The organism is Nocardioides agri (assembly GCF_013778305.1).
Classification (GTDB): domain Bacteria; phylum Actinomycetota; class Actinomycetes; order Propionibacteriales; family Nocardioidaceae; genus Nocardioides; species Nocardioides agri.
Genome location: NZ_JACEIC010000002.1, coordinates 1,514,640 through 1,536,930, shown reverse-complemented (window position 1 = coordinate 1,536,930; position 22,291 = coordinate 1,514,640). Strand labels below are relative to the sequence as shown.

Genomic DNA, 22,291 nt, shown 5'->3' with positions numbered 1-22,291 from the left:
GGGCCGTGCAGCTCACCGACGGGGACCGGATCAGGGGCCTGCTCGCGACGTACTGCCGCCTCATCGACGCCGGGGACTTCGCCGGGGTGGGAGCGCTGATGGCGCACGCGGTGCTCAAGACCGAGGACGGCACGGTGATCGCGACCGGCGCCGACGAGGTCGAGCGCCTGTACGCCGGGCTCGTCAAGCTGCACGACGACGGCACGCCCGGCACCCAGCACGTCGTCGCCAACGCGATCTTCGACGAGCCGGGGGTCGACGGCACGGTGACCGTGACCTCGACGTACCTCGTCTTGCAGGCGCTTCCCGACGTGCCGCTCCAGCCGATCGTCACCGGCACCTACGTCGACCGGTTCGAGACCGGGGAGGGCGGCCTCCGCTTCGCCGAGCGCCGCTTCGGCATCGGTCGCTCCGGCCGGCTCGAGCACCACCTCACCATCACGCCCTGATCGATCCACGAGAGGTCCCAGATGAACCAGCCCGGCAACCGCGTCGTCGTCATCACCGGAGCCGCGTCCGGCATCGGCTACGCCACTGCGGAGCTCTTCCGCGACCTCGGTGACACCGTCTTCGGGCTCGACATCAACCCGACCGTCCCCGACGGCGTCACCTACGTCGAGTGCAACGTCGGCGACAAGGCCGCCGTGGACGCCGCTGTCGCCGTGTGTGCCGCCGACGGCCGCATCGACGTGCTGGCCAACGTCGCGGGCATCGTGCAGTTCGGCCGGATCGAGACCGTCACCGAGGAGGAGTGGGACCGCGTGCACGCGGTCGACCTCAAGGGGCCGTTCTTCCTGATCCAGGCGGCCCTGACACACATCCGCGCGGCCAAGGGCACCATCGTCAACGTCTCGTCGGTGGCCGGCAACGCGCCGCAGCCCTACGCCACGGCGTACGCCGCCGCCAAGGGCGGGCTCACCCAGCTCACCAAGGCGCTCGCGCTCGAGCTCTCGCCGGAGGGCATCCGGGTCAACGCGATCTGCCCGGGCACCGTCGACACCCCGATCGTCGAGCAGGTCTTCCACAAGCTCACCGACGACCTCGACACCCGGGTCGCGGACCGGCTGATGATGATGCTGCCCGGCGGCGCCATCAAGCCCGCCGAGATCGGCGAGACGATCGTCTGGCTCGCCTCCCCGTCGGCCCGGATGATCACCGGCGCGGTCATCGCCCACGACGGCGGCATGAGCTGAGCCGAGCCGGACCCGTAGCATGTGGCCTCGCCGCTCACGCGGCGTCGCCGGTGTAGCTCAGTTGGTAGAGCGCCTCTCTTGTAAAGAGGATGTCGCGGGTTCGACTCCTGTCACCGGCTCTGTGCTCCGGCATGGCAGGGCAGCGCGTGCTGTCGTCGTTTCATCAAGGGATGAGGTCGAAGCGGCGCTTCCCTCGCCGAGCTCGCCGAGGGAGCCGCGGGTTCGCCTTCATCCCTTGATGAAACCCCCACCCCTCGCCCGAGCGGCCGGTCACTAGCGCAGCTTGCGCACCTCGAACGTCATCGGCGGCTCCGCGATCGCGTCCTGGGCGGCGACCAGCTGGATCTCGCGGGTGCCGGCCTCGATCGTCCTCTCCAGCACGGCGAACACCGAGGACGTCGTGCGGGCGAGCGCCTCCGCGGCCGAGCCGGTGGTCCGCAGGTGGGCGAGGTAGAGGGCCGCGGTGACGTCGCCGCAGCCGTTGGGGGTGATCGGCAGCAGCGGCGTCTCGACCGCCCACGCGCCGTCGTCGGACACGGCGACCACGTCGAGCCGGCCCTCCGGCACCTCCCCGTGGATGACGCTGGTGACGAGGACGTCGCGGGGGCCGCGCTCGCGCACCTCGTCGACGGCGTCCAGGATCTCGGCCAGCGTGGAGGTCTCGCGGCCGGCGAGGAAGTCCAGCTCGAAGTGGTTGGGCGTGACGATGTCGGCCTGCGGCACGACGGTGTCGCGCATGAACTCCGGGATGCCCGGTCGGACGAACATGCCGCGACCCACGTCGCCCATCACCGGGTCGCAGCAGTAGACCGCGTCCGGGTTGAGCTCCTTCACCTGGGCGACGGCGTCGAGGATGATCTGCCCGACGGCGGGGTCGCCCTGGTAGCCCGACAGCACCGCGTCGGCCTCCCCGAGGACGCCGCGGTCGCCGATGCCGGCGATCACCTCGCGGACGTCGTCGGGTGCGAGCAGCGGCCCGCGCCACGCGCCGTACCCGGTGTGGTTGGAGAAGTGCACGGTGAGGACCGGCCAGACCTCGTGCCCGAGCCGCTGGAGCGGGAAGACCGCGGCGGAGTTGCCGACGTGGCCGTAGGCGACCGAGGACTGGATCGACAGGATCTTCACTCCTGGCATCCAACTCGTGCGCACCCTGTACGAGCAAACTAGAACACGTTACAGTTGGCGGGACCAAGACATTCTGCCGGTATGTGAAGGTGTGTCCGTGGCGAAGAAGTTCAGCAGCGAGGCCGACTACGTCGTGGTGGGCTCGGGCAGCTCCGGCTCGACGATCGCGGGCCGCCTGGCCGAGTCCGGTGCCAGCGTCATCGTGCTCGAGGCCGGCAGGAGCGACGAGCAGTACCTGGTGAGGAAGCCGGGGATGATCGGCCCGATGCACGCCGAGCCCACGCTCAAGGCGCGCGTCGACTGGGGCCTCTACTCGATCCCGCAGAAGCACCTGCTGGACCGGAGGATGCCGGTCCCGCGCGGCAAGGTCGTCGGCGGGTCGAGCTCGATCAACGGCATGGTCTACGTGCGCGGCAACCGGGCCAACTACGACGCGTGGGCCGCCGAGGGCTGCACCGGCTGGTCGGCCGACGAGGTCAACGCGGCGTACCGCCGGATGGAGGACTTCGAGGACGGCGCCAACGACTACCGCGGCGCCGGCGGGCCGATCAAGGTCACCCGCAACGCGTTCCCGCAGGAGGGCTCGCGCCAGTTCCTCCAGGCGACGTCGGAGACCCTCGGCGTCCCGGTGCTCGAGGACTACAACGCGGCCTCCCAGGAGGGCGTGAGCCTCATGCAGCAGAACGCCGCGGACGGCCTGCGCTACTCGGCGTCCCGCGGCTACGTGCACGATCTCGCGCCCGCGAGCCTCGAGCTGCAGAGCGAGGTGCTGGTGCGCCGGGTCGTCGTGGAGGGCGGCCGGGCGACCGGGGTCGAGGTCACCGACAAGGACGGGTCGCAGCGCGTCGTGCGGGCCGGCAAGGAGGTCATCCTGTCGGCCGGGTTCGTCGGTTCCGCGCAGCTGCTGATGCTCTCGGGCATCGGGCACGCGCAGCACCTGCGCGACCACGGCATCGACGTGCTCGCCGACCTGCCGGTCGGCGACAACCTGCACGACCACCTCTTCCACGCGCTGACCTTCCACGTCACGTCGACGAAGATGCGCGGCACGCCGGCGTACTTCGCCAAGGGCGTGCTGATGGAGACCTTGCGGCCGGGGCGGACGTTCCTGGCCAACTCGGTCTTCGAGTCGGTCGCCTTCGTGCGGACCTCGCAGGCGACCGACCTGCCCGACCTGCAGCTGCACCTGCTGCCGTGGGCCTACGTCTCGCCCAACCAGGACGAGCCGATCCGCCACGACGTCGACAAGCGCACCGCGCTGACGGTGCTGGCGACGCTGATCTACCCCAAGAGCCGCGGCACCCTGCGCCTCGCGTCGGCGGACCCGACGGCGCAGCCGTTGATCGACTTCCAGTACCTCGCCGACCCCGCGGACCTGGAGGTGCTCGCCGAGGGCTCGGAGATGACGCGGGAGATCTTCGGCAGCGCGGCCTTCGGCGGCGCGGTCAAGGAGGAGATCCACCCCGGTACGGCGCTGCGCGGGCAGGCGCTCCGCGACGCGATCCTCAACCGGGCGACGTCGGTCTACCACGGTGTCGGCACCTGCCGGATGGGCGTCGACGAGCTGGCGGTCGTCACGCCGGACCTGCGGGTCCGCGGCGTCGACGGCCTGCGGGTGTGCGACGCCTCGATCATGCCGTCGATCACCGGCGGCAACACCAACGCACCGGCCATCATGATCGGTGAACGAGGTGCGGATCTCGTGCTGGGGAGGAACTGAGATGGCACTGCGGCGACCGGCCACCCTGACCGACGACTTCCTGCGCGGCCTGGTCGCGCGGGTGCCCGGCAGCGACGGCGGCACGTGGAAGCTGACCGAGGTCTACACCGGCGAGCTGCTCGTCGAGCTGCCCCAGTCGACGCCCTCCGACATCGAGCAGGCGTTCGCCGCGGCGCGGGCGGCCCAGCGCGAGTGGGCGGCCTGGCCGCTGAAGCAACGGCTCGACGTCTTCAAGCGGGCACACGCCCTCTTCATCGAGCGTGCGCACACGACCACCGACCTGATCCAGGCCGAGAGCGGCAAGAACCGCCGGATGGCGATCGAGGAGACCTGCGACCCGGTGATGGTGATGAGCCACTACCTCAAGCGGGCCCCCAAGCTGCTGGCGCCGGTCAAGCGCGGCGGCCCGATCCCGCTGCTCTCGACCTCGACCGAGATCCGCCAGCCCAAGGGCGTCGTCGGCATCATCGCGCCGTGGAACTTCCCCTTCGCCACGGGCATCTCCGACTCGATCTCGGCGCTGATGGCCGGCAACGCGATCGTGCTCAAGCCCGACAACAAGACCGCGCTGTCGCCGCTGTACGGCGTGCAGATGCTGGAGGAGGCGGGCCTGCCGAAGGGGCTCTTCCAGGTGGTGTGCGGCGAAGGGCCCGACGTCGGACCGACGCTCATCGACAACGCGAACTACGTCATGTTCACCGGCTCGACGGCGACCGGCCGCGTCATCGGGGAGCGGGCCGGCCGCAACCTCATCGGCTGCTGCCTCGAGCTCGGCGGCAAGAACCCGATGGTCGTGCTCGAGGACGCCGACCTCGATGAGGTCGTGCAGGGCGCGATCTTCGGCGCGTTCGGCAACACCGGGCAGATCTGCATGCACATCGAGCGGATGTACCTGCCCGAGTCGCGCTACGACGAGTTCAAGGCCAAGTTCGTCGCGGCGACCGAGGCGCTGGTCCTCGGAGCGGCGTACGACTTCGGCCCGGACGTGGGCTCGCTGGTCTCGCCCGACCACCTGGAGCGGGTGAAGGCGCACGTCGACGACGCGGTCGCCAAGGGCGCGACCGTCGTGACCGGCGGGAAGCCGCGGCCGGACCTCGGCCCAGCCTTCTTCGAGCCCACGATCCTCGAGGGCGTCACCAAGGACATGCTCGCCGGCGTGACCGAGACCTTCGGCCCGGTCGTCGCGCTGCACCGCTACCGCACGGTCGACGAGGCCGTCGCGCTCGCCAACGACACCGACTACGGCCTCAACGCCTCGGTCTGGGGCGGCGACGTCGCCAACGCCTGCCAGGTCGGCAAGCGGATCGAGTCCGGCAACGTCAACGTCAACGACATCCTCGCGACGGCGTTCGCGTCCAAGGGCACGCCGTCGGGCGGCGTCAAGCAGTCGGGCGTCGGCGCGCGGCACGGCGACCAGGGCCTGCTCAAGTACACCGACGTGCAGCAGCTCGCGGTGCTCAAGAAGCAGGTGATGGGCGCCAAGCCCGGCCAGGACTACGACAAGTACGTCGCCGGCATGCTGAGCGGTCTGAAGATGATGCGGAAGACGCGCATCCGCTAGTCGTACGTTGGGGGCATGTCGCTGCCGCGCCCGTACCCGCCCGACACCTACCACGGGGAGGGCGGTGAGGTCTCGGCGTGGGTCCGCCGCGACGACGAGCCGCCGGAGATCACCTACCGCACCGGCGGGACGTGCGAGTACATCGCGACCGGCGACCAGACGGCGGGGCGCTTCGGGCTCTACCGCTGGACGTTCGGCGACGTCGAGACCGGGCCCGACCCGCACTTCCACCGCTCGATCTCCGAGCAGTTCTACGTGCTCTCGGGCGAGGTGCGGCTCTACGACGGCCGCGCGTGGGTCACCGCGCGCAGCGGCGACTTCCTCTACGTGCCCGAGGGCGGGCTGCACGGGTTCCGGGGCGGCGGCGGGGCGTCGATGCTGCTGATGTTCGCGCCGGGCGGGCCGCGGGAGGACTACTTCGAGACGCTCGCGCGCGGCGAGGCGATGAGCGAGGAGGAGCGCGCGGAGTTCATGCTCCGGCACGACACCTTCTGGGTGTGAGGCACGCCGTACTGTCGCTTCCGTGAGCGAGATGACCTACCGCCCGCTGGGCGACTCGGGGCTGATGGTGAGCGCGGTCGGCATCGGCTGCAACGCGTTCGGCCGGCGCGTGGACCTCGACGGGGTGCGCGACATCCTGGGCGCCGCCCGCGACACCGGCGTGACGCTGCTCGACACCGCCGACATCTACGGCGCGCCGCCGGGTGCCAGCGAGGAGCTGCTCGGCGAGGCGCTGCGGGGGCAGCGCGAGGAGTTCGTGCTGGCGACGAAGTTCGGCATGGACATGCAGGGTGCCAACGGCGACGACTTCGGGGCGCGGGCCTCCCGCCGCTACCTGCGCCGCGCGGTCGAGTCCTCGCTGCGCCGCCTCGGGACCGACCACATCGACCTCTACCAGCTCCACGAGCCCGACGGCGTCACGCCGATCGAGGAGACGCTGGCAGCGCTGACCGACCTGGTGCGCGAGGGCAAGGTCCGCTACGTCGGCTGCTCGAACTTCGACGGCTGGCAGGTCGCCGACGCCGCCTGGACCGCCCGCACCGCCGGCCTCGAGGGGTTCGTGTCGGTGCAGAACCGCTACTCGCTGCTCGACCGCACCGTCGAGGCCGAGGTCACCCCGGCCTGCGAGGCGTTCGGGCTCGGCATCCTGCCGTTCTTCCCCTTGGAGTACGGCCTGCTCACCGGCAAGTACCGCCGCGGCGAGCGTGCGCCCGCCGGCTCTCGCGCCGACCTGGACCCGAGCCGGGCCGGCTGGCTCGCGAAGGCGGACTGGGACCGCATCGAGGCCGTCGAGTCGTACGCCGCAGCGCGCGGCCTGTCGCCCCTCGACGTCGCCATCGCCGGCCTGGCCGCCCAGCCCGCGGTCGCCTCGGTGATCTCCGGCGCGACGTCCGGCGACCAGGTGCGCACCAACGCGGCCGCGCTCCGCTGGCGCCCGACCGAGGCCGACCTGGTCGAGCTCGACGACATCACCCGTTGACGTCGCACCTGACCTGAGCGTCGCGCATCTGCCGGATCCACGACCGTCAGGTCAGGTGGGACGGGCTCAGGCGACCTGGAGGGAGCGCTTCGAGAGGCCCATCCAGAACCCGTCGATGACCTGGAGGCCGGGCTCGTCGGGGGTGGTGGCGGCGCCGAGGGTGACGAAGAGCGGCGTGTAGTGCTCGACGGTCGGGTGGGCGTAGGGCAGACCGGGCGCCTGGTGGCGGTAGTCGGCGAGAGCGTCGACGTCGCCGCGGGCGAGCGCCTCGCCGGCCCAGGCGTCGAAGTCCGACGACCAGCCGGGGACGGCGGCGTCGATGCGCCACTCGGTCAGGAACGGCAGCCCGTGGGTGAGGAACCCGGACCCGATGATCAGGACGCCCTCGTCGCGCAGCGGCCGCAGGCGCGCGCCGAGCTCCATGAGCTTGACCGGGTCGTCGGTGGGCAGCGACATCTGCAGGACCGGGATGTCGGCGTCGGGGTACATGATCTTCAGCGGCACCCAGGCGCCGTGGTCGAGCCCGCGGCTCGATTGCTGGTGCACCGGCTCGGACGCCGGCATCATCGCGGCCACCCGCGCGGCGAGTGCCGTGGCGTCCGGCGTCTCGTAGGTCATCTGGTAGTAGCGAGGCGCGAAGCCGCCGAAGTCGTAGACCAGGGGGGCGGGGGTCGCCGAGAGCATCACCGGCGCGGACTCCCAGTGCGCGCTGACGATGAGGATCGCCTTCGGGCGGGGGAGGTCCTGCGCCCACGCGGCGAGCTGGCCCGACCACACGGGGTCGTCGAGGAGCGGCGGGGCGCCGTGACCGATGTAGAGCGCGGGCATCCGGTTCATGCTCACTCCAATGGTTGAGACTTAAACTTTATTCCATCGGGAGCGACCAGTCCACCGGTGGAGCGCCCTGCTCGGCGAGCAGCTCGTTGGTCCGGCTGAACGGCCGCGAGCCGAGGAAGCCGCGGTACGCCGAGAGCGGCGACGGGTGGGCCGACTCGATGGCCGGGATCGTGCCGAGCAGCGGCCGGAGCTTGCGGGCGTCGGCGCCCCACAGGATCGCCACGCACGGACCGCCGCGCGCCGCGAGCGCGGTGATGGCCTGCTCGGTGATCGGCTCCCAGCCGCGCCCGCGGTGGCTGTTGGACGCGCCCGGCTGCACGGTGAGGCTGCGGTTGAGCAGCATCACGCCCTGGTCGGCCCACGCGGTCAGGTCGCCGTGGCGCGGCGGCATGATCCCGAGGTCGTCGCGCAGCTCGAGGTAGATGTTGACCAGGCTCGGCGGCAGCGGCCAGACGTCGCGGCGTACGGCGAAGCTCAGCCCGATCGGGTGCTCGGGGTTGGGGTAGGGGTCCTGCCCGACGATGAGCACCCGCACCTGGTTCAGGGGTCGCTCGAAGGCCCGGAACACCTGGTCGCCGCTGGGCTGGTAGCTGCGCCCCGCGGCCAGCGCCTCGCGGAGGAACCGCCCCATCGCGGCGACCTGGTCGTCGACCGGCGCGAGCGCCGCCGCCCAGTCCGGCGCCATCAGGCCCTTGTCGACCAACCCCGCGAGCGCGCTCACGGGGGAACTCTAGGAGAAGATCATGCAGCTCGACGTGGCGTGCGCGACCAGCTTGCCGGCGCCGTCGAAGAGCTGCGCCTCCGCGAGCGCCGTACGACGGCCGCGCTGGATGACCGTGCCGACGGCCCGCAGCCGACCCGAGTCGACGGTCGCCGGCCGCAGGAACTTCACCGTCAGGTCGAGGGACGTGTAGCCCTCGCCGGCGGCGAGCGTCGAGTGGACCGAGCACCCGGCGGCGGTGTCGAGCAGCGTCGAGATGACGCCGCCGTGCACGGTGCCGAGCGGGTTGTAGTGCCGCAGCTCGGGGTCGAGCTCGACCGAGATCGAGCCGTGCTCGCCGTCGAAGTTCACCATCCCGAGGGTCTCCGCGATCGGCGCCGGCGGCAGCAGGCCGTCGCGCATCGCCATGAGCTGGTCGAGGCCGCTCATGGTGGCGAGGGCGTCCAGGTCGAGGGGCTGGGTCTGGGTCACGGACCCAGCCTCCCGTTCAAGGCTGGGTCTGTCAACCAGACCCAGCCCCGCCTACGCTGTGACCGTGACCACGACTGAGATCCCGGCCCTGGCCTGGTCGACCGACAACTGCACGGTCGGCCGGGCGATGGCGATCCTCGGCGAGCGCTGGACCTTCGTCGTGCTGCGCGAGGTCATCAACGGCGTACGCCGGTTCGAGGACATCCGCAGCCACAGCGGCATCCCGCGCCAGGTGCTCAGCGACCGGCTCGCGCTGCTGGTCGAGCACGGCATCCTCACCCGCGTGCCCTACCGCGCCGAGGGCAAGCGGGAGCGCCACGAGTACCGGCTGACCCCCAAGGGCTTCGACCTCTACCCGGTGCTGGTCGCCATCGCCGACTGGGGCGCCCGCTACCTCGCCGACCCGGCCGGGCCGCCGGTCGAGGTCGCGCACCGCGACTGCGGGGCGGTCGTGCACGCCGAGATGGTCTGCGAGGAGGGCCACGTGATCGTCGAGCGGCGCGACGCCGCGCCGCGACCGGGACCGGGCGCGGTCCCGGTACGCCGGCACGCGTAGCAGGGAGGGCTCGTCGGCCAGCCCCGGAATACCTGAAACCGTGTCAGATTCGGGTTCTGGCCCTACGCTCCCGCCATGCCCGTCGCCGGAACGCCTCCCGCCGTCATCCGGCGGGTGCCCCAGCAGGAGCGCAGCCGCCGCCGGGTCGAGGACATCCTCGACGCCGCCGAGCGGCTCGTGGTCGAGCGCGGCGTCGACGCCCTGACCACCCGCGACCTCGCCGCGGGCGCCGGGGTGCCGGTCGCCTCGCTCTACCAGTACTTCGCCGACAAGGACGACGTCCTCGTCGCTCTGGCCCAGCGAGACATGGGAGAGATGGACACGCAGGTCGCCGCCGACCTGCAGGCGCTGGACGTCGTGTCCGTCGCCTCGATGGTGCGCACGACGATGCTGGCCTTCGTGAAGGTCTACGGCCGCCGCCCGGCGTTCGTCGAGGTCTACCTGCGCGGTCGGGCGAGTGCGACGCTGCACCAGTTCGGTCGGGCCCACCTCGAGCAGCTCGCTCACGACCTGCGCGGCTACGCCCTCGACATCGGGATCGCGAGCGACGACCTCACCCTCCGGATCGCCGAGCTCGCGCTCGAGATCGGCGACCGGATCTTCCAGCTGGCCTACGAGGAGCGGCTCGCCGGCGACGAAGCGCTGGTCGAGGAGGGCATCGTGATGATGACCGCCTACCTCGAGCGCTACGCCACGCCCGCCGGCCTCGCGGGAGTGCGCCGGTGATCCGGGAGCAGGTGGCCGCCGCCGCGCGCCGGCTCGCGGCCGAGGGCCTCCTGGTCGGCACCGCGGGCAACGTCTCCGCCCGCGACGGCGACCGCGTCGCCGTGACCGGCACCGGCGTCGTGCTCGGCGACTGCACCGCGGGCGACGTCACGGTCGTGTCGCTCGACGGCCGGGTCCTCGACGGCGCGCTGCTGCCCACCTCCGAGCTCGACCTGCACCTCGGCGTCTACGCCGCGACCGACGCCGCCGCCGTGGTGCACACGCACGCGCCGTACTCGACCGCCGTCGCCTGCGTCCTCGACGAGCTGCCGGTCCTGCACTACCAGCAGCTGCTGCTCGGCGGCGCGGTCCCGGTCGCGCCGTACGCGACCTTCGGAACGCCGGAGCTCGCCCGCGCCGTCGTGGCCGGGCTCGCGGGTCGCCCGGCCGTGCTGATGGCCAACCACGGCTCGGTGGCCATCGGCGCGACGCTCGACAAGGCCGTCGAGCACGCCCTGCTGCTCGAGTGGCTCGCGACCCTGCACCACCGCGCCAGCGCGCTGGGCGCGCCGCGCGCGCTCACCGAGGAGCAGCAGGCCGACGTCGTCACCCAGGCACTGAACCGCAGCTACGGGACCACCCAGGAGAACGCATGAAGATCGCCGCCGTCGGCGTCCACGTCCTCGACACCCACGTCATCGGGGTCGAGTCCATCCCGGCCGGCTCCGACGGCCAGCTGGTGGAGACGATCCGGATGTCGGCCGCCGGCACCGCGGGTGGCACGGCGCTCGTGCTGAGCCGGCTCGGCGCCGAGGTCACGTCGTACGGCGCCGTCGGCACCGACCCGATCGCGGACGTGCTGCTCGCGCTGCTGACCCGGGAGGGCGTCGACGTCTCGGGCCTGGTGCGCAAGGACGAGCACCAGACGTCGTCGTCGGTGATCCCCGTGCGGCCCAACGGCGACCGCCCCGCCTGGCACTGCATCGGCGCCAACGGCGCGTTCACGCTCGACGACCTGCCCCCGTCGGCCTTCGACGCGGTCACGCACCTGCACCTCGGCGGGCCGGAGTTCCTCGGCGGCGAGGCCGCCGGCCAGCTGCTCGGCAAGGCCCGGGCCGCTGGTGCCGTCACCTCGCTCGACATCCTCGCGCCGGGCGATCCCGACATGCTCGCGTGGGTCGCCGACGCGCTGCCGCACACCGACTACCTCCTGCCCAACGACGAGCAGGTGCTGGGCTTCACCGGCGCCTCCTCGCTGGCCGAGGGCGCTCGCGCGCTGGTCGACGCCGGCGCCGGCTGCGTCGCGGTCACCCAGGGCGCGCGCGGCGCCCTCGTCGTCACGGCCGACGAGGTCATCGAGGTGCCGGCGTACGCCGTGGAGGTCGTCGACACCACGGGCTGCGGCGACGCGTTCTCGGCCGGCTTCCTCCGCGGACTGTCCCTCGGTCGCGACCTGCGCGGCGCCGCCGAGCTCGGCTGCGCCGCCGCCGCCCAGGTCGCGGGCGGCCTCGGCACCGACGCCGGGTCGTACTCGCTCGACAGCGTCGTCGCGTTCGCCGCTGAGGCCGAGCGGCGCTAGCGGCCGCCGGCCCTACCGGTTCGGCCGCTGCAGCCGGTCGAGGAACGCGACCAGCAGCGCCTCGCGCATCCGCGGTGACGCGAGGTCGAGCATCGCGTTGACCTCGGCCATCCGGTCGGGGAGGGCGAGGTCGTCGCCGCCGATCAGGCCGGCCGCGACGAGCAGCCCGTCGAAGTCGGCGTCGCTGAGGGCGACCGGGTCGAGCGACTCGATGAACGCCGCCACGTCGGGGTCGACGGCGACCGGCCCGGCGGCGACGGCCGCGGCGACCGACGCACGCAGGGCGGTCAGGAAGTCGGCGACGCCGCCGAGGGTCGCGGCGCTGACCGACAGGTGGATGGTCGCGGGGTGCCCGGCGTAGGACATCTGCGGCTGGACGTACCAGCCCCGCGCGCCCATCTCGTCGCACACGGTGAAGGGATCGCACGACGCGTCCGTGACGAGCGTGACCAGCGTCGAGTCCGGCGGCACCAGGACGCTCAGCCCGGCGATGTCGGTGACCCCTGCCACGATCGCGTCGACCGCTTCGAAGACCTCTCGGGAGAGGAGCTCGTACCCCGTGTCCCCGATCGACTGCACGACGGCCCACGCGCCGGCCAGGGGCCCGCCCGACTTCGTCGACTGCATGGTCGAGTTCAGCATCGTGTAGCCCGGCCAGTCGGCGTAGGCAAAGTACTGCGGCTTGCGGTGCTCCGGCGTGCGGTGCAGCAGCAGCGAGGTGCCCTTGGGCGTGTAGCCGTACTTGTGCAGGTCGGCGGAGATCGAGGTGACGCCGTCGACCGCGAAGGTCCACGGCCGGACCTCGCGACCGAGGCGGGCGGCGTAGGGCAGCACCCAGCCACCGATGCACGCGTCGACGTGGCAGCGGATGCCGCGGGCGGCGGCGGCCGGCGCGATCTCGGCGACGGGGTCGACGACGCCGTGCGCGTACGACGGCGCCGACACGACCACGAGCACGGTCCGGTCAGGGTCGGCGTCGACGGCGGCGAGCATGGCCGCCGGGTCGGCCCGGAAGTCGGGGCCCACCGGCACCACGACGGCCTCGACGCCGAAGTAGTGCGCCGCCTTGAGGAAGGCGGCGTGCACGGTCGACGGCACGACCATGCGTGGGCGCTCGACGTCGGGTCGGCTGTCGCGGGCGCCCTGCACGGCGAGCAGGCACGACTCGGTGCCGCCGGAGGTCACGCTCCCGACGACGGTGTCGGGCGCGTCCACGAGCCCCGCGTAGAAGCCGACCAGGTCGTTCTCCATCTGGAGCAGGCTGGGGAACGCCGTCGGGTCGAGCCCGTTGGAGCCGGCGTACGCCGCCACGGCCTCGCGGCCGACCCGGTCGACGTCGGCGAGCCCGGAGTCGTAGACGTAGGCCAGGGTGCGGCCACCGTGCACCGGCAGGTCGGCGGCCTGCAGCTCGCGCAGGCGGTCGAGGGGAGTGCTCACGCGGTCACCGTCTCATCCGTGCGGCCGTCGACGTCGGCGACCCCCAGGGAGTAGCGGCGCAGCCACACCAGGCTGAGCAGCACGAGCACGGCCGGCAGCAGCGAGAAGCCGAGCGTGATGGCGGTCAGCGCCGAGTCCGGCTGGGCGACGTCGCCGTCGGTGGAGGACCGGTAGCCACCCAGCGCGAGCACCAGGGCGAAGACCCCGGGGCCGAGCGCGAGGCCGAGCGTCTCGCCGGCCGTCCACACGCCGGTGTAGACGCCGGCGCGGTTGGAGCCGGTACGCCGCGCGTCGACGGCGGCGGCGTCGGGGAGCATCGCCATCGGGAAGACCTGGCAGCCGGCGTACCCGACGCCGACGAGCACCACGGCGAGGTAGACCACCCCGACCGGCGCGGACTGCGCGGTGACCGCGGCCAGCGCGCCGGCGGCGAGGAAGAGCGAGCTGGCGACGTAGCCCCGCTTCTTGCCGATGCGGGTCCCGACCGCGCTCCACACCGGCGTGAGCAGCAATGCCGGGCCGACGAAGCAGACGAAGAGGAACGTGGTGGCCGCGTCGCTGTCGAGCACGTTCTCGGCGACGTAGTCGACGCCGGCGAGCATGCAGCCGGTGGCGAGCGCCTGGATGACGAAGGTGGTGAGCAGCCACCGGAAGTCGCGGGCCTCGGCGACGATGCGCAGCTGGTCGCGCAGGCTCCCGGCGCCGGGCTGCGGCGCGGCCACCGGAGCGCTCCGGGTGCCGACGTAGGCGCTGACGACCCCGACGAGGATGATCACGGCGATCGCGACGCCCATCACCCGGTAGCCGGCGCGGCCGCCGACCGCGTTCTGGATCGCGGGCGCGCTCGCGCCGGCGAGCAGGATCGTGAACGCCAGGATCGCGACCCGCCAGGTCATCAGCCGGGTGCGCTCGTCGTAGGAGTCCGTGATCTCGGCGGGCATCGCGACGTAGGGCACCTGGAAGAACGCGTACGCCGTCGCGCAGCCGAGGAAGAGCACCAGCACCCACACGGCCTCGAGCCAGGTCGCCATCCCGGGGGCGGCGAAGAGCACCGCGAACCCGGCGGCCAGCAGCAGCCCGGCGCGCAGCAGCCACGGCCGGCGCGGACCCCGGGGGTCGACGGTGCGGTCGCTGATCCGGCCGGCGATCGGGTTGAGCACCACGTCCCACGCCTTCGGCAGGAACACGATGAAGCCCGCGGCGAGCGCGGCGATGCCGAGACTGTCGGTGAGGTACGGCAGGAGCATCAGTCCCGGCACGGTGCCGAAGGCACCGGTCGCGACCGACCCCGAGCCGTAGCCGATCCGGACGCGGCGCGGCAGGCTGTCGGTGGCTGGCATGCCCGGAGGCTACTGGGAGCGCTGCGCCAGCGCCCGGGAAGCCGCCGAGCTGTGCCGCCGGCGCCGGTTGGTCCCGATCGGCTCCTCGACGGTCGGCGGTGCCGCGCCGTCGTCCCACTCCCGGAACCACGCGTCGAGCGTCGGCCAGGTCGTCGTGCGCGCGGCGCGGCCGGTGAGGAGGCCGAGGTGACCGCCGGGGACGATCTCCAACCTCGCCTCCGGAGCGCCGGTGAGCAGCGGCACCGCCGAGCGCACCGACGCGACCGGCGCGATGGCGTCGCTGGCGCCGGCGACGACGAGCGTCGGTGCCGTGACGGCGGCGAGCGAGACCGTGCGCCCGCCCACCGCGACGGTGCCGGTGGCCAGGACGTTGCCGGCGGCGAAGCGGTGGTAGAGCTGCCCGAAGCTCCGGCCCGGGTACGCCGCGGTCGCGCCCCGGAACCGGTCCACCGCCTCGACCTGGGCGAGCCAGTCGCGGTCATCGAGGTGAGCGGCGACCGCGACCGGACGGCTCACGATCTCGGGCGAGGTGGCCAGCCCGACCGCCCACCGCACCACGCGCGGACTGACCGCGCGCAGGACCCGGTGGGCGTTGCGAAGGGGGTCCGGGACATCGGCCGCGGTCAGCAGCGGCCGCAGCGGGGCGACCATCGGCACCCCGGTGACGTCGAACGGCGACCCGAGCAGCGTCAGCGAGGCGATCGGCAGGTCGGCGCCGTCGGCGGCGACCAGCGCGGCGAAGATGCCGCCGAGCCCCCAGCCGACGAGGTGCACCGGCCGGCCACCGGCGTCCCGCGACGCCGCGCGGACCGCCTCGGGGACGGCGTCCAGACCCCAGGGCCCGATGCGCTGGTCGGCGTCGCGGAACGAGACGTCGCCGTACTCCACGAGGTACGTCGGGCGCCCGTCGGCCACCAGGTGCTCGACGAGGGAGCAGCCGCGCCGCAGGTCGTAGCACTCGGGCGGGGCTGCCAGCGGGCTCACCAGCAGCACCGGGTCGCCCTGCGGCGTGACGACCGGCGCGGTGTCGTAGCGGTGGACCTCGTGCGCGTCGCCCGCGTCGACGAGCGAGCGCGGCATCGGCCGCAGGTCGGCCAGGCTGCGGTGGCGCAGGAGGTGCGCGACGTTGCCGGCGGCGGCGACCACCTGATCCGGCTTCGGCACCAGGTCCATGTGTCGAAACTACCGTCAGGACCGCTGGGCCGGTCGCACCGTCTTGTCGTGCTCGAACGGATCGGTGGCGAGCTCGGCCAGGAACGCGTCCGCCCAGGCGGCGACGTTCCTCTGGGTGACCGTCCGGCGCAGCGCCTTCATGCGGCGACCGGTCTCCTTGCCGTCGGCGCGGTAGGCCTCGAGCAGCGCGGACTTCATGCCGTTGATGTCGTAGGGGTTGATCAGCCAGGCCTGCCGCAGCTCCTCGGCGGCGCCGGCGAACTCCGAGAGCACCAGCGCGCCCGTGTCGTCGTAGCGGCAGGCGACGTACTCCTTGGCGACGAGGTTCATGCCGTCGCGCAGCGGCGTCACCACCATGACGTCCGCGGCCCGGAAGAACGCCGCCATCTCCTCCCGCGGGAAGGAGGCGTGGAGGTAGTGGATGGCCGGCCGGCCGATCTTGCCGAGGTCGCCGTTGATGCGCCCGACGAGCCGCTCGATGTCGTCACGCAGGATCCGGTACTGCTCGACCTGCTCCCGCGACGGCGTCGCGACCTGCACGAACACGGCGTCCTCGACGTCGAAGTGGCCGTCGACGATCAGCTCGCCGAAGGCGCGCAGCCGCGCGTAGATCCCCTTGGTGTAGTCCAGCCGGTCGACGCCCAGGAACACGGTGCGGGGGTTGCCGATCGCCTCCCGGATCTCCTTGGCCCGATCGGTGACCGAGTCGGAGCGCGCGAGGTCCTCGTAGGCCGCCGTGTCGATCGAGATCGGGAACGCCGCGGCCCGCACGGTGCGGCCGTCGGGGAGGTAGACGACGTCGCGATGGGTCTTGTGACCGACGCGCTGGCGCACCAGGCGGACGAAGTTCTGTGCGGCACCGTTGAGCTGGAAGCCCACCAGGTCCGCGCCGAGCAGGCCCTCGAGGATCTGCCTGCGCCACGGGAGCTGGGAGAAGAGCTCGTTGGGCGGGAACGGGATGTGCAGGTAGAAGCCGATGCGCAGGTCGGGGCGCAGCTCGCGCAGCATCGCCGGCGTCAGCTGCAGCTGGTAGTCGTGCACCCAGACGGTCGCGCCCTCGGCCGCGACCTCCGCGGCCTTCTCGGCGAACCTCCGGTTGACCGCGACGTAGCTGTCCCACCACTCGCGGTGGAACTCCGGCTTCGCGACCACGTCGTGGTAGAGCGGCCAGAGCGTGGCGTTGGAGAAGCCCTCGTAGAAGTCCTCGACCTCCTGCTGCGACAGCGAGATCGGCACCAGGTCGAGCCCGTCGACGGTGAACGGCTCGATGTCCTCGCCGGTGTCGCCGGGCCACCCCACCCAGGTGCCGCGGTTGGCGCGCAGCACCGGCTCCAGCGCGGACACCAGACCGCCGGGCGAGCGCCGCCAGCCGGATGTCCCGTCGGGCTGCTCGACCCGGTCGACGGGGAGTCGGTTGGCGACGATCACCGTGTCGGCTGAGCCAGGCTTGGGCACGTGCCTCACCCTAGTCGTCCGGTGGTGGTGCCCGATCGGTGTCGGGCTGGCCCGACACCGGCTGTCTTGCTGGCAGGATCGTGGCGCTGCCCGAGAGTTCCTAGCGTTCTGTTCATGACGCAGACGATGTACCCCGACGAGGCGATGGCAACCACGTTCCAGCCGGTTCCGACCGCCCGGCCGACCAAGCCGCGCGGCGTACGCCGCGTGCTCGTCGAGAGCGGCTACAGCCTGTCGGCCTTCCCGATCGCGTTGGTCGCGTTCATCGTCGTGCTCGTCGACCTCACGCTCGGTGTCGCCCTCTCGATCTTCATCGGCGGCGTGCTGCTGATCGCGGTCGGGGTGATGGTGGCCCGCGGGTTCGCGCGCTTCGAGCGGATCCGGCTGCGCGGGATGCTCGGTCGCAGCGCACCCACCCCCACCTACATCTGTGCTCCGCGAGACGCCGGGTTCTGGCGCCGCCAGCTCACTCCGCTCAGGGACCCGCAGTCCTGGCTGGACGTCGTGTGGTCGCTGACCGGCCTGGTGACCGGCACCGTCGCGTTCGCGGTGACCCTCGCCTGGTGGGCGGGCGCGGCCGGCGGCCTCACCTACTGGTTCTGGCAGCGCTGGCTCCCCGAGAACCCCGACGACACGACCCTGGCCGAGCTGATCGGCCTCGGCGAGGGGCAGCGGGCGGAGAGCTGGCTCAACCTGGCCATCGGCGCCGCACTGCTGCTGACGCTGCCCTGGGTGGTGCGGCTGGTGACCACCATGCACGCCAGCCTCGCCTGGGTGCTGCTGAGCAGCCGCGCCGAGCTGCAGGGCGAGGTCGCCCGGGTCGAGGGCGGCCGCGACGCGGCCCGGATGGCCGAGGCGGAGTCGCTGCGGCGCCTCGAGCGCGACATCCACGACGGCCCGCAGCAGCGCCTGGTCCGGCTGACCATGGATCTCGGCCGCGCCAAGAAGCAGGTGGCCGACGACCCCGAGCGCGCCGCCGAGACCCTGGACGCCGCGCTCGCCCAGGCACGCGAGACCGTCGCCGAGCTGCGGTCGCTGAGCCGCGGCATCGCCCCGCCGCTGCTGGTGGACCGCGGCCTGGCCGCGGCGCTCGAGGAGATGCTCACGCAGAGCTCCGTGCCGGTCACCTCGCGGATCGAGGTCCCGGAGCAGCTGCCGCCGCACGTCGAGACCGCTGTCTACTTCGTGGTCGCCGAGGCGCTGACCAACGTCGCCAAGCACAGCGGCGCGACCGGGGCCACGGTCTCCGTCGTCGCGGACCCGTCGGGCGTCAAGGTGCGCGTCGAGGACGACGGCGTCGGCGGCGCCCACCCGGCGAAGGGCCTCGGCCTGGCCGGGCTGCGCCAGCGGCTCGCGGCCGTCGACGGCACCCTCGAGATCGTCTCGCCCGACGGGGTCGGGACCACCCTGGTGGCGAGGATCCCTGCATGAAGGTCGTGGTCGCGGACGACTCGTTCCTGCTGCGCGAGGGCCTCCAGCTGCTCCTCGCCGAGGCCGGCCACGAGGTGGTCGCGTCGGTCGCCGACGGCCCGACCTTCGTCGCCGCGATGCTCGAGCTGCGACCGGACCTCGGCATCGTCGACGTGCGGATGCCGCCCAGCCACACCGACGAGGGGCTGCGTGCCGCCGTCCAGGTGCGCCGGTCCTGGCCGGAGGCACGGCTGGTCGTGCTCTCCCAGTACGTCGAGGTGTCGTACGCCGACGAGCTGCTCGCCACCGGCGACGGCGGCGTCGGCTACCTGCTCAAGGACCGGGTCAGCGACCTCGACGACTTCCTGGCGGCGACCCAGGCCGTCGCCGCGGGCGGCACGGCGCTCGACCCGCTCGTGGTCCGGCAGCTGATGGGTCGGCATCGCGACCCGCTCGCCGACCTCACCCCGCGCGAGCGGGAGGTGCTGGCGCTGATGGCCGAGGGCCGGTCGAACGCCGCGATCGCCGAGGCGCTCTCCGTGACCCTCGGGGGCGTCGAGAAGCACACCCAGCGGATCTTCGCGAAGCTCGGCCTCGCGCCCGACGACGACACCGCGCACCGCCGGGTGCGGGCGGTGCTGACCTACCTGCGCGGCTAGCCGATCAGCGAGGGTCAGCCAGGATCAGGCGGGGAACGTGACGCCCACCTGGCGGCGCACCTCGTCCATCTGGCGCAGGATCGTGAGCGTCTGCGCGTGCGGCACCAGGGGGCTCTCGCGCAGTCCCTCGCGCAGGCACCGGTTGACCTCGGCGATCTCGTTGCCGTAGCCCTGCCCGATCACCGGCTCCTCACCCACGATCTGGACCGGCTCGCCCGGCTCGAAGACCCAGTTGCCCTCCGCCTGCACGTACGGCGTGAAAGTCGCGTGCGTCGGGTGGTGGAAGTCCTCGAGGTCGATCCGGCCGAGGTCGGTCGCGATCGCCGCGCTGCGGGAGGACCACGACGACATCGAGGCCGTCATCGTCGCGAGCGCACCGCCCGGGTAGTGGCCGGTCATGGCGACGTCGAGGTCGACGCCGCGCTCGGTCAGGTCGGCAGTGGCGTGCACGACGCTCGCCTCGCCGAGCATCAGGTGGGCGAAGGTCAGCGGGTAGATGCCCATGTCCAGCAGGGCGGACGCGCCGAGCGCCGGGTTGAACATCCGGTCCTCGGGCGGGGCCTGGACCCGGAAGCCGAGCTCGGCGTGCAGGTGCCGGGGCCGGCCCAGCTCGCCCGAGCGCAGCCGCTCGGCGAGCGCACGGACGACCGGGTGGCAGGCGGTCCACATCGCCTCCATCAGGAAGCGGTCGTGCTCGCCGGCCAGCCGCACCATCTCCTCGGCGTCCGCGGTCTCGAGGGTCACCGGCTTCTCGCACAGCACGTGCTTGCCGGCCTCGAAGGCCATCCGCACGTTGTCGAGGTGCAGGGCGTGCGGCGTCGCGACGTAGACGACGTCGACGCTCGGGTCGCCGACCAGGTCCTCGTAGGAGCCGTGGGCGGAGGGCGTGCCCTCGCCGTCGTACGCCGCCGCGAACTCCTGCGCGGCCGCGAGCCGCCGGGACCCGACGGCGGCGAGCCTGGCGCCGGGCACCAGGGCCAGGTCGCGCGCGAACGTGTGGGCGATCTTGCCGGTCGCGAGGATCCCCCAGCCGATCGTGGCGTCGTTCATGGTCGGACCCTATTGGCGACTCGCCGCGCGGTCGAATCACATCGATGTGGTTCGGGCCCTATAGTGAGGCTGACCAGCACTGTCGGACCGCCGACGCACCCCGGGGGAGGAGCACCATGGATGCCGCCAACGCACTCCACGGCGACGCCGCTGCCGCGTCGGGCCTGAGTGAGCGCGACCGCGAGATCCTCGAGTTCGAGCGCCAGTGGTGGAAGTACGCCGGGGCGAAGGAGACCGCCGTCCGCGAGAAGTTCGACATGTCGTCGACGCGCTACTACCAGGTCCTCAACGCGCTCATCGACCGCCCGGAGGCGCTCGCCGAGGACCCGCTGCTGGTCCGCCGGCTGCGCCGGCTGCGCGCCGCCCGGCAGCGGCAGCGCTCCGCCCGCCGTCTCGGCTTCGAGCTCTGAGGTGGCCCGCGTGCGCACCCAGCGCGGGGCGGTCTACCCCTCGCCCGTCGTGATCCTCAGCGTCATCGCGGTCGCGATGGCCGGCATCGCGTTCGTCGCGACCCGCGGCGGCGAGCCCACCGAGCGCGAGGTCACGACGGTCGCCCAGGAGCAGCCGAGCGAGACCCCGTCGCCGACGGCGACGGCCACACCGAAGCCCAAGCCCGAGCCGCCGGCCGTGCAGCGGGGCGAGGTCTACGTCGAGGTCTACAACAACTCCGGCGTCACCGGCTTGGCCGGCAGCGTCGCCGACCGCGCCTCCGACATCGGCTGGCAGGTCGTGGGCTCCGACAACTGGTACGGCACCATCCCCGCCACCACGGTCTACTACCCCCAGCGGCTGCAGCGCGCGGCCAAGACGCTCGCCCTCGACCTCGGCATCCGTCGTACGGCGCTCGCCGTCGACCCGATGCGCCGCGACCGCCTCACGGTCATCCTCACCGAGCCGCTGGGCTGAGGGGTCGGCCACATTCCACCCGCCGGTCCCCGGCCGGGTGGTTGGGTAGTGGCATGGAGTTCACCTCCGCCGAGGGCCAGGAGCGCTGGGCCGACCTGGTGCGCGTCGCGTCGCGCGTCGTGGTCGGCCTCGACTTCGACGGCACGCTGTCCCCGATCGTCGAGGACCCCGAGGCGGCACACATCCACCCCGATGCGGGCGCGGTGATCGTCGAGCTCGCCCGGCAGGTGCGGGCGGTCGCGGTGATCACGGGACGTCCGGCCCGGCAGGTGCTCGACCTCGGCGGCCTCGAGGAGGTGGGCGACTCGCTGAGCGAGGCCGGCGCCGACCTGTTCGTCTTCGGCCAGTACGGCAACGAGCGGTGGTCGACCACCCACCGCCGCATCGTCTCGCCGCGCCCCCCGCGCGGCCTGGCGTCCTTCGAGCGCGAGCTGCCCGGGGTGCTCCGGCGCGCGGACGCCGGCGACGCCTGGGTGGAGGACAAGGGGCTGGCCGTGGCCGTGCACACCCGCCGGCTCGCGGAGCCCGAGGCCGCGTTCCAGCGGCTGCTGCCGGCGATCGGGGACCTCGCCAAGCGCCACGACCTGCTCGTGGAGCCGGGCCGGCAGGTCATCGAGGTCAGGTCGGGCGGCATGCACAAGGGCCTGGCCGTCCGGGCGCTGGTCGAGGAGCTGGACGCCGGCGGCTTCCTGTTCGCCGGTGACGACCTCGGCGACCTCGAGGCGTTCGAGGCGGTCGCCGAGCTGCGCGGAGACGGCCTGCCGACCGTGCTGGTCTGCTCGGCCTCCGAGGAGGAGAGCGCGCTCGTCGACCGCAGCGACGTCGTCGTGAAGGGGCCGGACGGCGTCCTGGAGCTGCTGCGCCGGCTGACCGCGGAGGCGCGTTCGTCCTGAGCGAACAGGAGGGTGCCTCC

General features: G+C 72.7%; 24 protein-coding genes and 1 tRNA gene. 16 read left to right on the top strand and 9 right to left on the bottom strand.

The genetic code is table 11. The features are described 5' to 3' along the window. Nucleotides 1–5: 5 nt before the first annotated feature. The 3 genes from HZF07_RS12045 to HZF07_RS12035 all read left to right on the top strand — a co-directional run bounded on the left by HZF07_RS12045 (nucleotide 6) and on the right by HZF07_RS12035 (nucleotide 1,312). The gene (locus HZF07_RS12045) at nucleotides 6–449 is read left to right on the top strand and encodes a nuclear transport factor 2 family protein (RefSeq protein WP_157341902.1); all 444 of its coding nucleotides are present in this window, start codon (nucleotides 6–8) and stop codon (nucleotides 447–449) included. A 21-nt stretch (nucleotides 450–470) separates the two neighbouring features. Next, on the top strand, nucleotides 471–1,193 hold the full coding sequence (locus HZF07_RS12040) for an SDR family NAD(P)-dependent oxidoreductase (RefSeq protein WP_157341900.1): 723 nt from the start codon (nucleotides 471–473) through the stop codon (nucleotides 1,191–1,193). A gap of 46 nt (nucleotides 1,194–1,239) precedes the next feature. Next, a tRNA-Thr gene (locus tag HZF07_RS12035) sits at nucleotides 1,240–1,312 on the top strand. 154 nt (nucleotides 1,313–1,466) lie between these two features. Here HZF07_RS12035 and pdxY read toward each other — a convergent pair. After that, nucleotides 1,467–2,318, bottom strand: a complete 852-nt coding sequence (pdxY, locus tag HZF07_RS12030) for a pyridoxal kinase PdxY (protein ID WP_181645104.1) — start codon at nucleotides 2,316–2,318, stop codon at nucleotides 1,467–1,469. Between the two features lie 97 nt (nucleotides 2,319–2,415). On the opposite strand from pdxY, the gene HZF07_RS12025 reads away from it, so the two are divergent. From HZF07_RS12025 to HZF07_RS12010, 4 genes are read left to right on the top strand one after another with little or no spacing between them, the layout of a single operon-like run. Continuing rightward, a complete protein-coding gene (locus HZF07_RS12025) occupies nucleotides 2,416–4,038 on the top strand; it encodes a GMC family oxidoreductase (protein ID WP_181645103.1) in 1,623 nt (540 codons plus the stop codon). 1 nt (nucleotide 4,039) lies between these two features. Then, the gene (locus HZF07_RS12020) at nucleotides 4,040–5,599 is read left to right on the top strand and encodes a succinic semialdehyde dehydrogenase (RefSeq protein WP_157341895.1); all 1,560 of its coding nucleotides are present in this window, start codon (nucleotides 4,040–4,042) and stop codon (nucleotides 5,597–5,599) included. A gap of 15 nt (nucleotides 5,600–5,614) precedes the next feature. Continuing rightward, nucleotides 5,615–6,100 (top strand): cupin domain-containing protein, encoded by a 486-nt coding sequence (locus tag HZF07_RS12015; RefSeq protein WP_157341893.1) that lies wholly within the window; start codon nucleotides 5,615–5,617, stop codon nucleotides 6,098–6,100. A 31-nt stretch (nucleotides 6,101–6,131) separates the two neighbouring features. Then, nucleotides 6,132–7,079, top strand: a complete 948-nt coding sequence (locus HZF07_RS12010) for an aldo/keto reductase (RefSeq protein ID WP_157345135.1) — start codon at nucleotides 6,132–6,134, stop codon at nucleotides 7,077–7,079. Nucleotides 7,080–7,145: 66 nt separating this feature from the next. Here HZF07_RS12010 and HZF07_RS12005 read toward each other — a convergent pair whose 3' ends face one another. From HZF07_RS12005 to HZF07_RS11995, 3 genes are read right to left on the bottom strand one after another with little or no spacing between them, the layout of a single operon-like run. Next, entirely contained in the window at nucleotides 7,146–7,916 is a 771-nt protein-coding gene (locus HZF07_RS12005) for a dioxygenase family protein (RefSeq protein WP_198346389.1), read from the bottom strand. A 28-nt stretch (nucleotides 7,917–7,944) separates the two neighbouring features. Then, nucleotides 7,945–8,637, bottom strand: a complete 693-nt coding sequence (locus HZF07_RS12000) for a uracil-DNA glycosylase (RefSeq protein ID WP_309504709.1) — start codon at nucleotides 8,635–8,637, stop codon at nucleotides 7,945–7,947. A gap of 9 nt (nucleotides 8,638–8,646) precedes the next feature. Then, a complete protein-coding gene (locus HZF07_RS11995) occupies nucleotides 8,647–9,108 on the bottom strand; it encodes a PaaI family thioesterase (RefSeq protein WP_198346388.1) in 462 nt (153 codons plus the stop codon). 64 nt (nucleotides 9,109–9,172) lie between these two features. On the opposite strand from HZF07_RS11995, the gene HZF07_RS11990 reads away from it, so the two are divergent. From HZF07_RS11990 to HZF07_RS11975, 4 genes are all read left to right on the top strand, one after another. Then, the gene (locus HZF07_RS11990) at nucleotides 9,173–9,664 is read left to right on the top strand and encodes a winged helix-turn-helix transcriptional regulator (RefSeq protein WP_309504708.1); all 492 of its coding nucleotides are present in this window, start codon (nucleotides 9,173–9,175) and stop codon (nucleotides 9,662–9,664) included. A gap of 75 nt (nucleotides 9,665–9,739) precedes the next feature. Next, nucleotides 9,740–10,390 (top strand): TetR/AcrR family transcriptional regulator, encoded by a 651-nt coding sequence (locus HZF07_RS11985; RefSeq protein ID WP_157341889.1) that lies wholly within the window; start codon nucleotides 9,740–9,742, stop codon nucleotides 10,388–10,390. After that, nucleotides 10,387–11,025 carry a class II aldolase/adducin family protein gene (locus HZF07_RS11980; protein WP_181645102.1) on the top strand — a complete coding sequence of 213 codons (639 nt, stop codon included), beginning with the start codon at nucleotides 10,387–10,389 and terminating at the stop codon, nucleotides 11,023–11,025. The genes HZF07_RS11985 and HZF07_RS11980 overlap by 4 nt, the downstream gene beginning before the upstream one ends. After that, nucleotides 11,022–11,948: a carbohydrate kinase family protein gene (locus tag HZF07_RS11975; protein ID WP_157341887.1), complete on the top strand. Its 927-nt coding sequence runs from the start codon at nucleotides 11,022–11,024 to the stop codon at nucleotides 11,946–11,948. Before HZF07_RS11980 ends, HZF07_RS11975 begins: the two co-directional genes overlap by 4 nt. 12 nt (nucleotides 11,949–11,960) lie before the next feature. On the opposite strand, the gene HZF07_RS11970 is transcribed toward HZF07_RS11975, so the two are convergent. Genes HZF07_RS11970 through HZF07_RS11955 form a run of 4 tightly spaced genes read right to left on the bottom strand, consistent with a single transcriptional unit; the run spans nucleotide 11,961 to nucleotide 17,353 of the window. Then, a complete protein-coding gene (locus HZF07_RS11970) occupies nucleotides 11,961–13,385 on the bottom strand; it encodes a pyridoxal phosphate-dependent decarboxylase family protein (protein WP_181645101.1) in 1,425 nt (474 codons plus the stop codon). Further along, nucleotides 13,382–14,725 carry an MFS transporter gene (locus HZF07_RS11965; protein WP_157341885.1) on the bottom strand — a complete coding sequence of 448 codons (1,344 nt, stop codon included), beginning with the start codon at nucleotides 14,723–14,725 and terminating at the stop codon, nucleotides 13,382–13,384. The genes HZF07_RS11970 and HZF07_RS11965 overlap by 4 nt, the downstream gene beginning before the upstream one ends. A gap of 9 nt (nucleotides 14,726–14,734) precedes the next feature. Further along, nucleotides 14,735–15,898, bottom strand: a complete 1,164-nt coding sequence (locus HZF07_RS11960) for an alpha/beta fold hydrolase (protein ID WP_157341883.1) — start codon at nucleotides 15,896–15,898, stop codon at nucleotides 14,735–14,737. A gap of 15 nt (nucleotides 15,899–15,913) precedes the next feature. Continuing rightward, nucleotides 15,914–17,353 carry an alpha,alpha-trehalose-phosphate synthase (UDP-forming) gene (locus tag HZF07_RS11955; RefSeq protein ID WP_396954809.1) on the bottom strand — a complete coding sequence of 480 codons (1,440 nt, stop codon included), beginning with the start codon at nucleotides 17,351–17,353 and terminating at the stop codon, nucleotides 15,914–15,916. A gap of 114 nt (nucleotides 17,354–17,467) precedes the next feature. Between HZF07_RS11955 and HZF07_RS11950 the strand changes: the two genes are divergently transcribed. Beyond that, a complete protein-coding gene (locus HZF07_RS11950; RefSeq protein ID WP_157341881.1) occupies nucleotides 17,468–18,784 on the top strand; it encodes a sensor histidine kinase in 1,317 nt (438 codons plus the stop codon). Then, nucleotides 18,781–19,422 carry a response regulator gene (locus HZF07_RS11945; protein ID WP_157341879.1) on the top strand — a complete coding sequence of 214 codons (642 nt, stop codon included), beginning with the start codon at nucleotides 18,781–18,783 and terminating at the stop codon, nucleotides 19,420–19,422. The genes HZF07_RS11950 and HZF07_RS11945 overlap by 4 nt, the downstream gene beginning before the upstream one ends. A 24-nt stretch (nucleotides 19,423–19,446) precedes the next feature. On the opposite strand, the gene HZF07_RS11940 is transcribed toward HZF07_RS11945, so the two are convergent. Then, nucleotides 19,447–20,472, bottom strand: a complete 1,026-nt coding sequence (locus tag HZF07_RS11940) for a Gfo/Idh/MocA family protein (protein ID WP_157341877.1) — start codon at nucleotides 20,470–20,472, stop codon at nucleotides 19,447–19,449. 116 nt (nucleotides 20,473–20,588) lie between these two features. On the opposite strand from HZF07_RS11940, the gene HZF07_RS11935 reads away from it, so the two are divergent. From HZF07_RS11935 to otsB, 3 genes are read left to right on the top strand one after another with little or no spacing between them, the layout of a single operon-like run. Beyond that, complete coding sequence (locus HZF07_RS11935) at nucleotides 20,589–20,882, top strand: DUF3263 domain-containing protein (protein ID WP_157341875.1); 294 nt, start codon at nucleotides 20,589–20,591, stop codon at nucleotides 20,880–20,882. A gap of 10 nt (nucleotides 20,883–20,892) precedes the next feature. Further along, a complete protein-coding gene (locus HZF07_RS11930) occupies nucleotides 20,893–21,378 on the top strand; it encodes a LytR C-terminal domain-containing protein (protein ID WP_309504707.1) in 486 nt (161 codons plus the stop codon). 53 nt (nucleotides 21,379–21,431) lie between these two features. Then, nucleotides 21,432–22,271 carry a trehalose-phosphatase gene (gene otsB, locus HZF07_RS11925; RefSeq protein ID WP_157341874.1) on the top strand — a complete coding sequence of 280 codons (840 nt, stop codon included), beginning with the start codon at nucleotides 21,432–21,434 and terminating at the stop codon, nucleotides 22,269–22,271. The last annotated feature ends 20 nt before the right edge of the window (nucleotides 22,272–22,291 follow it).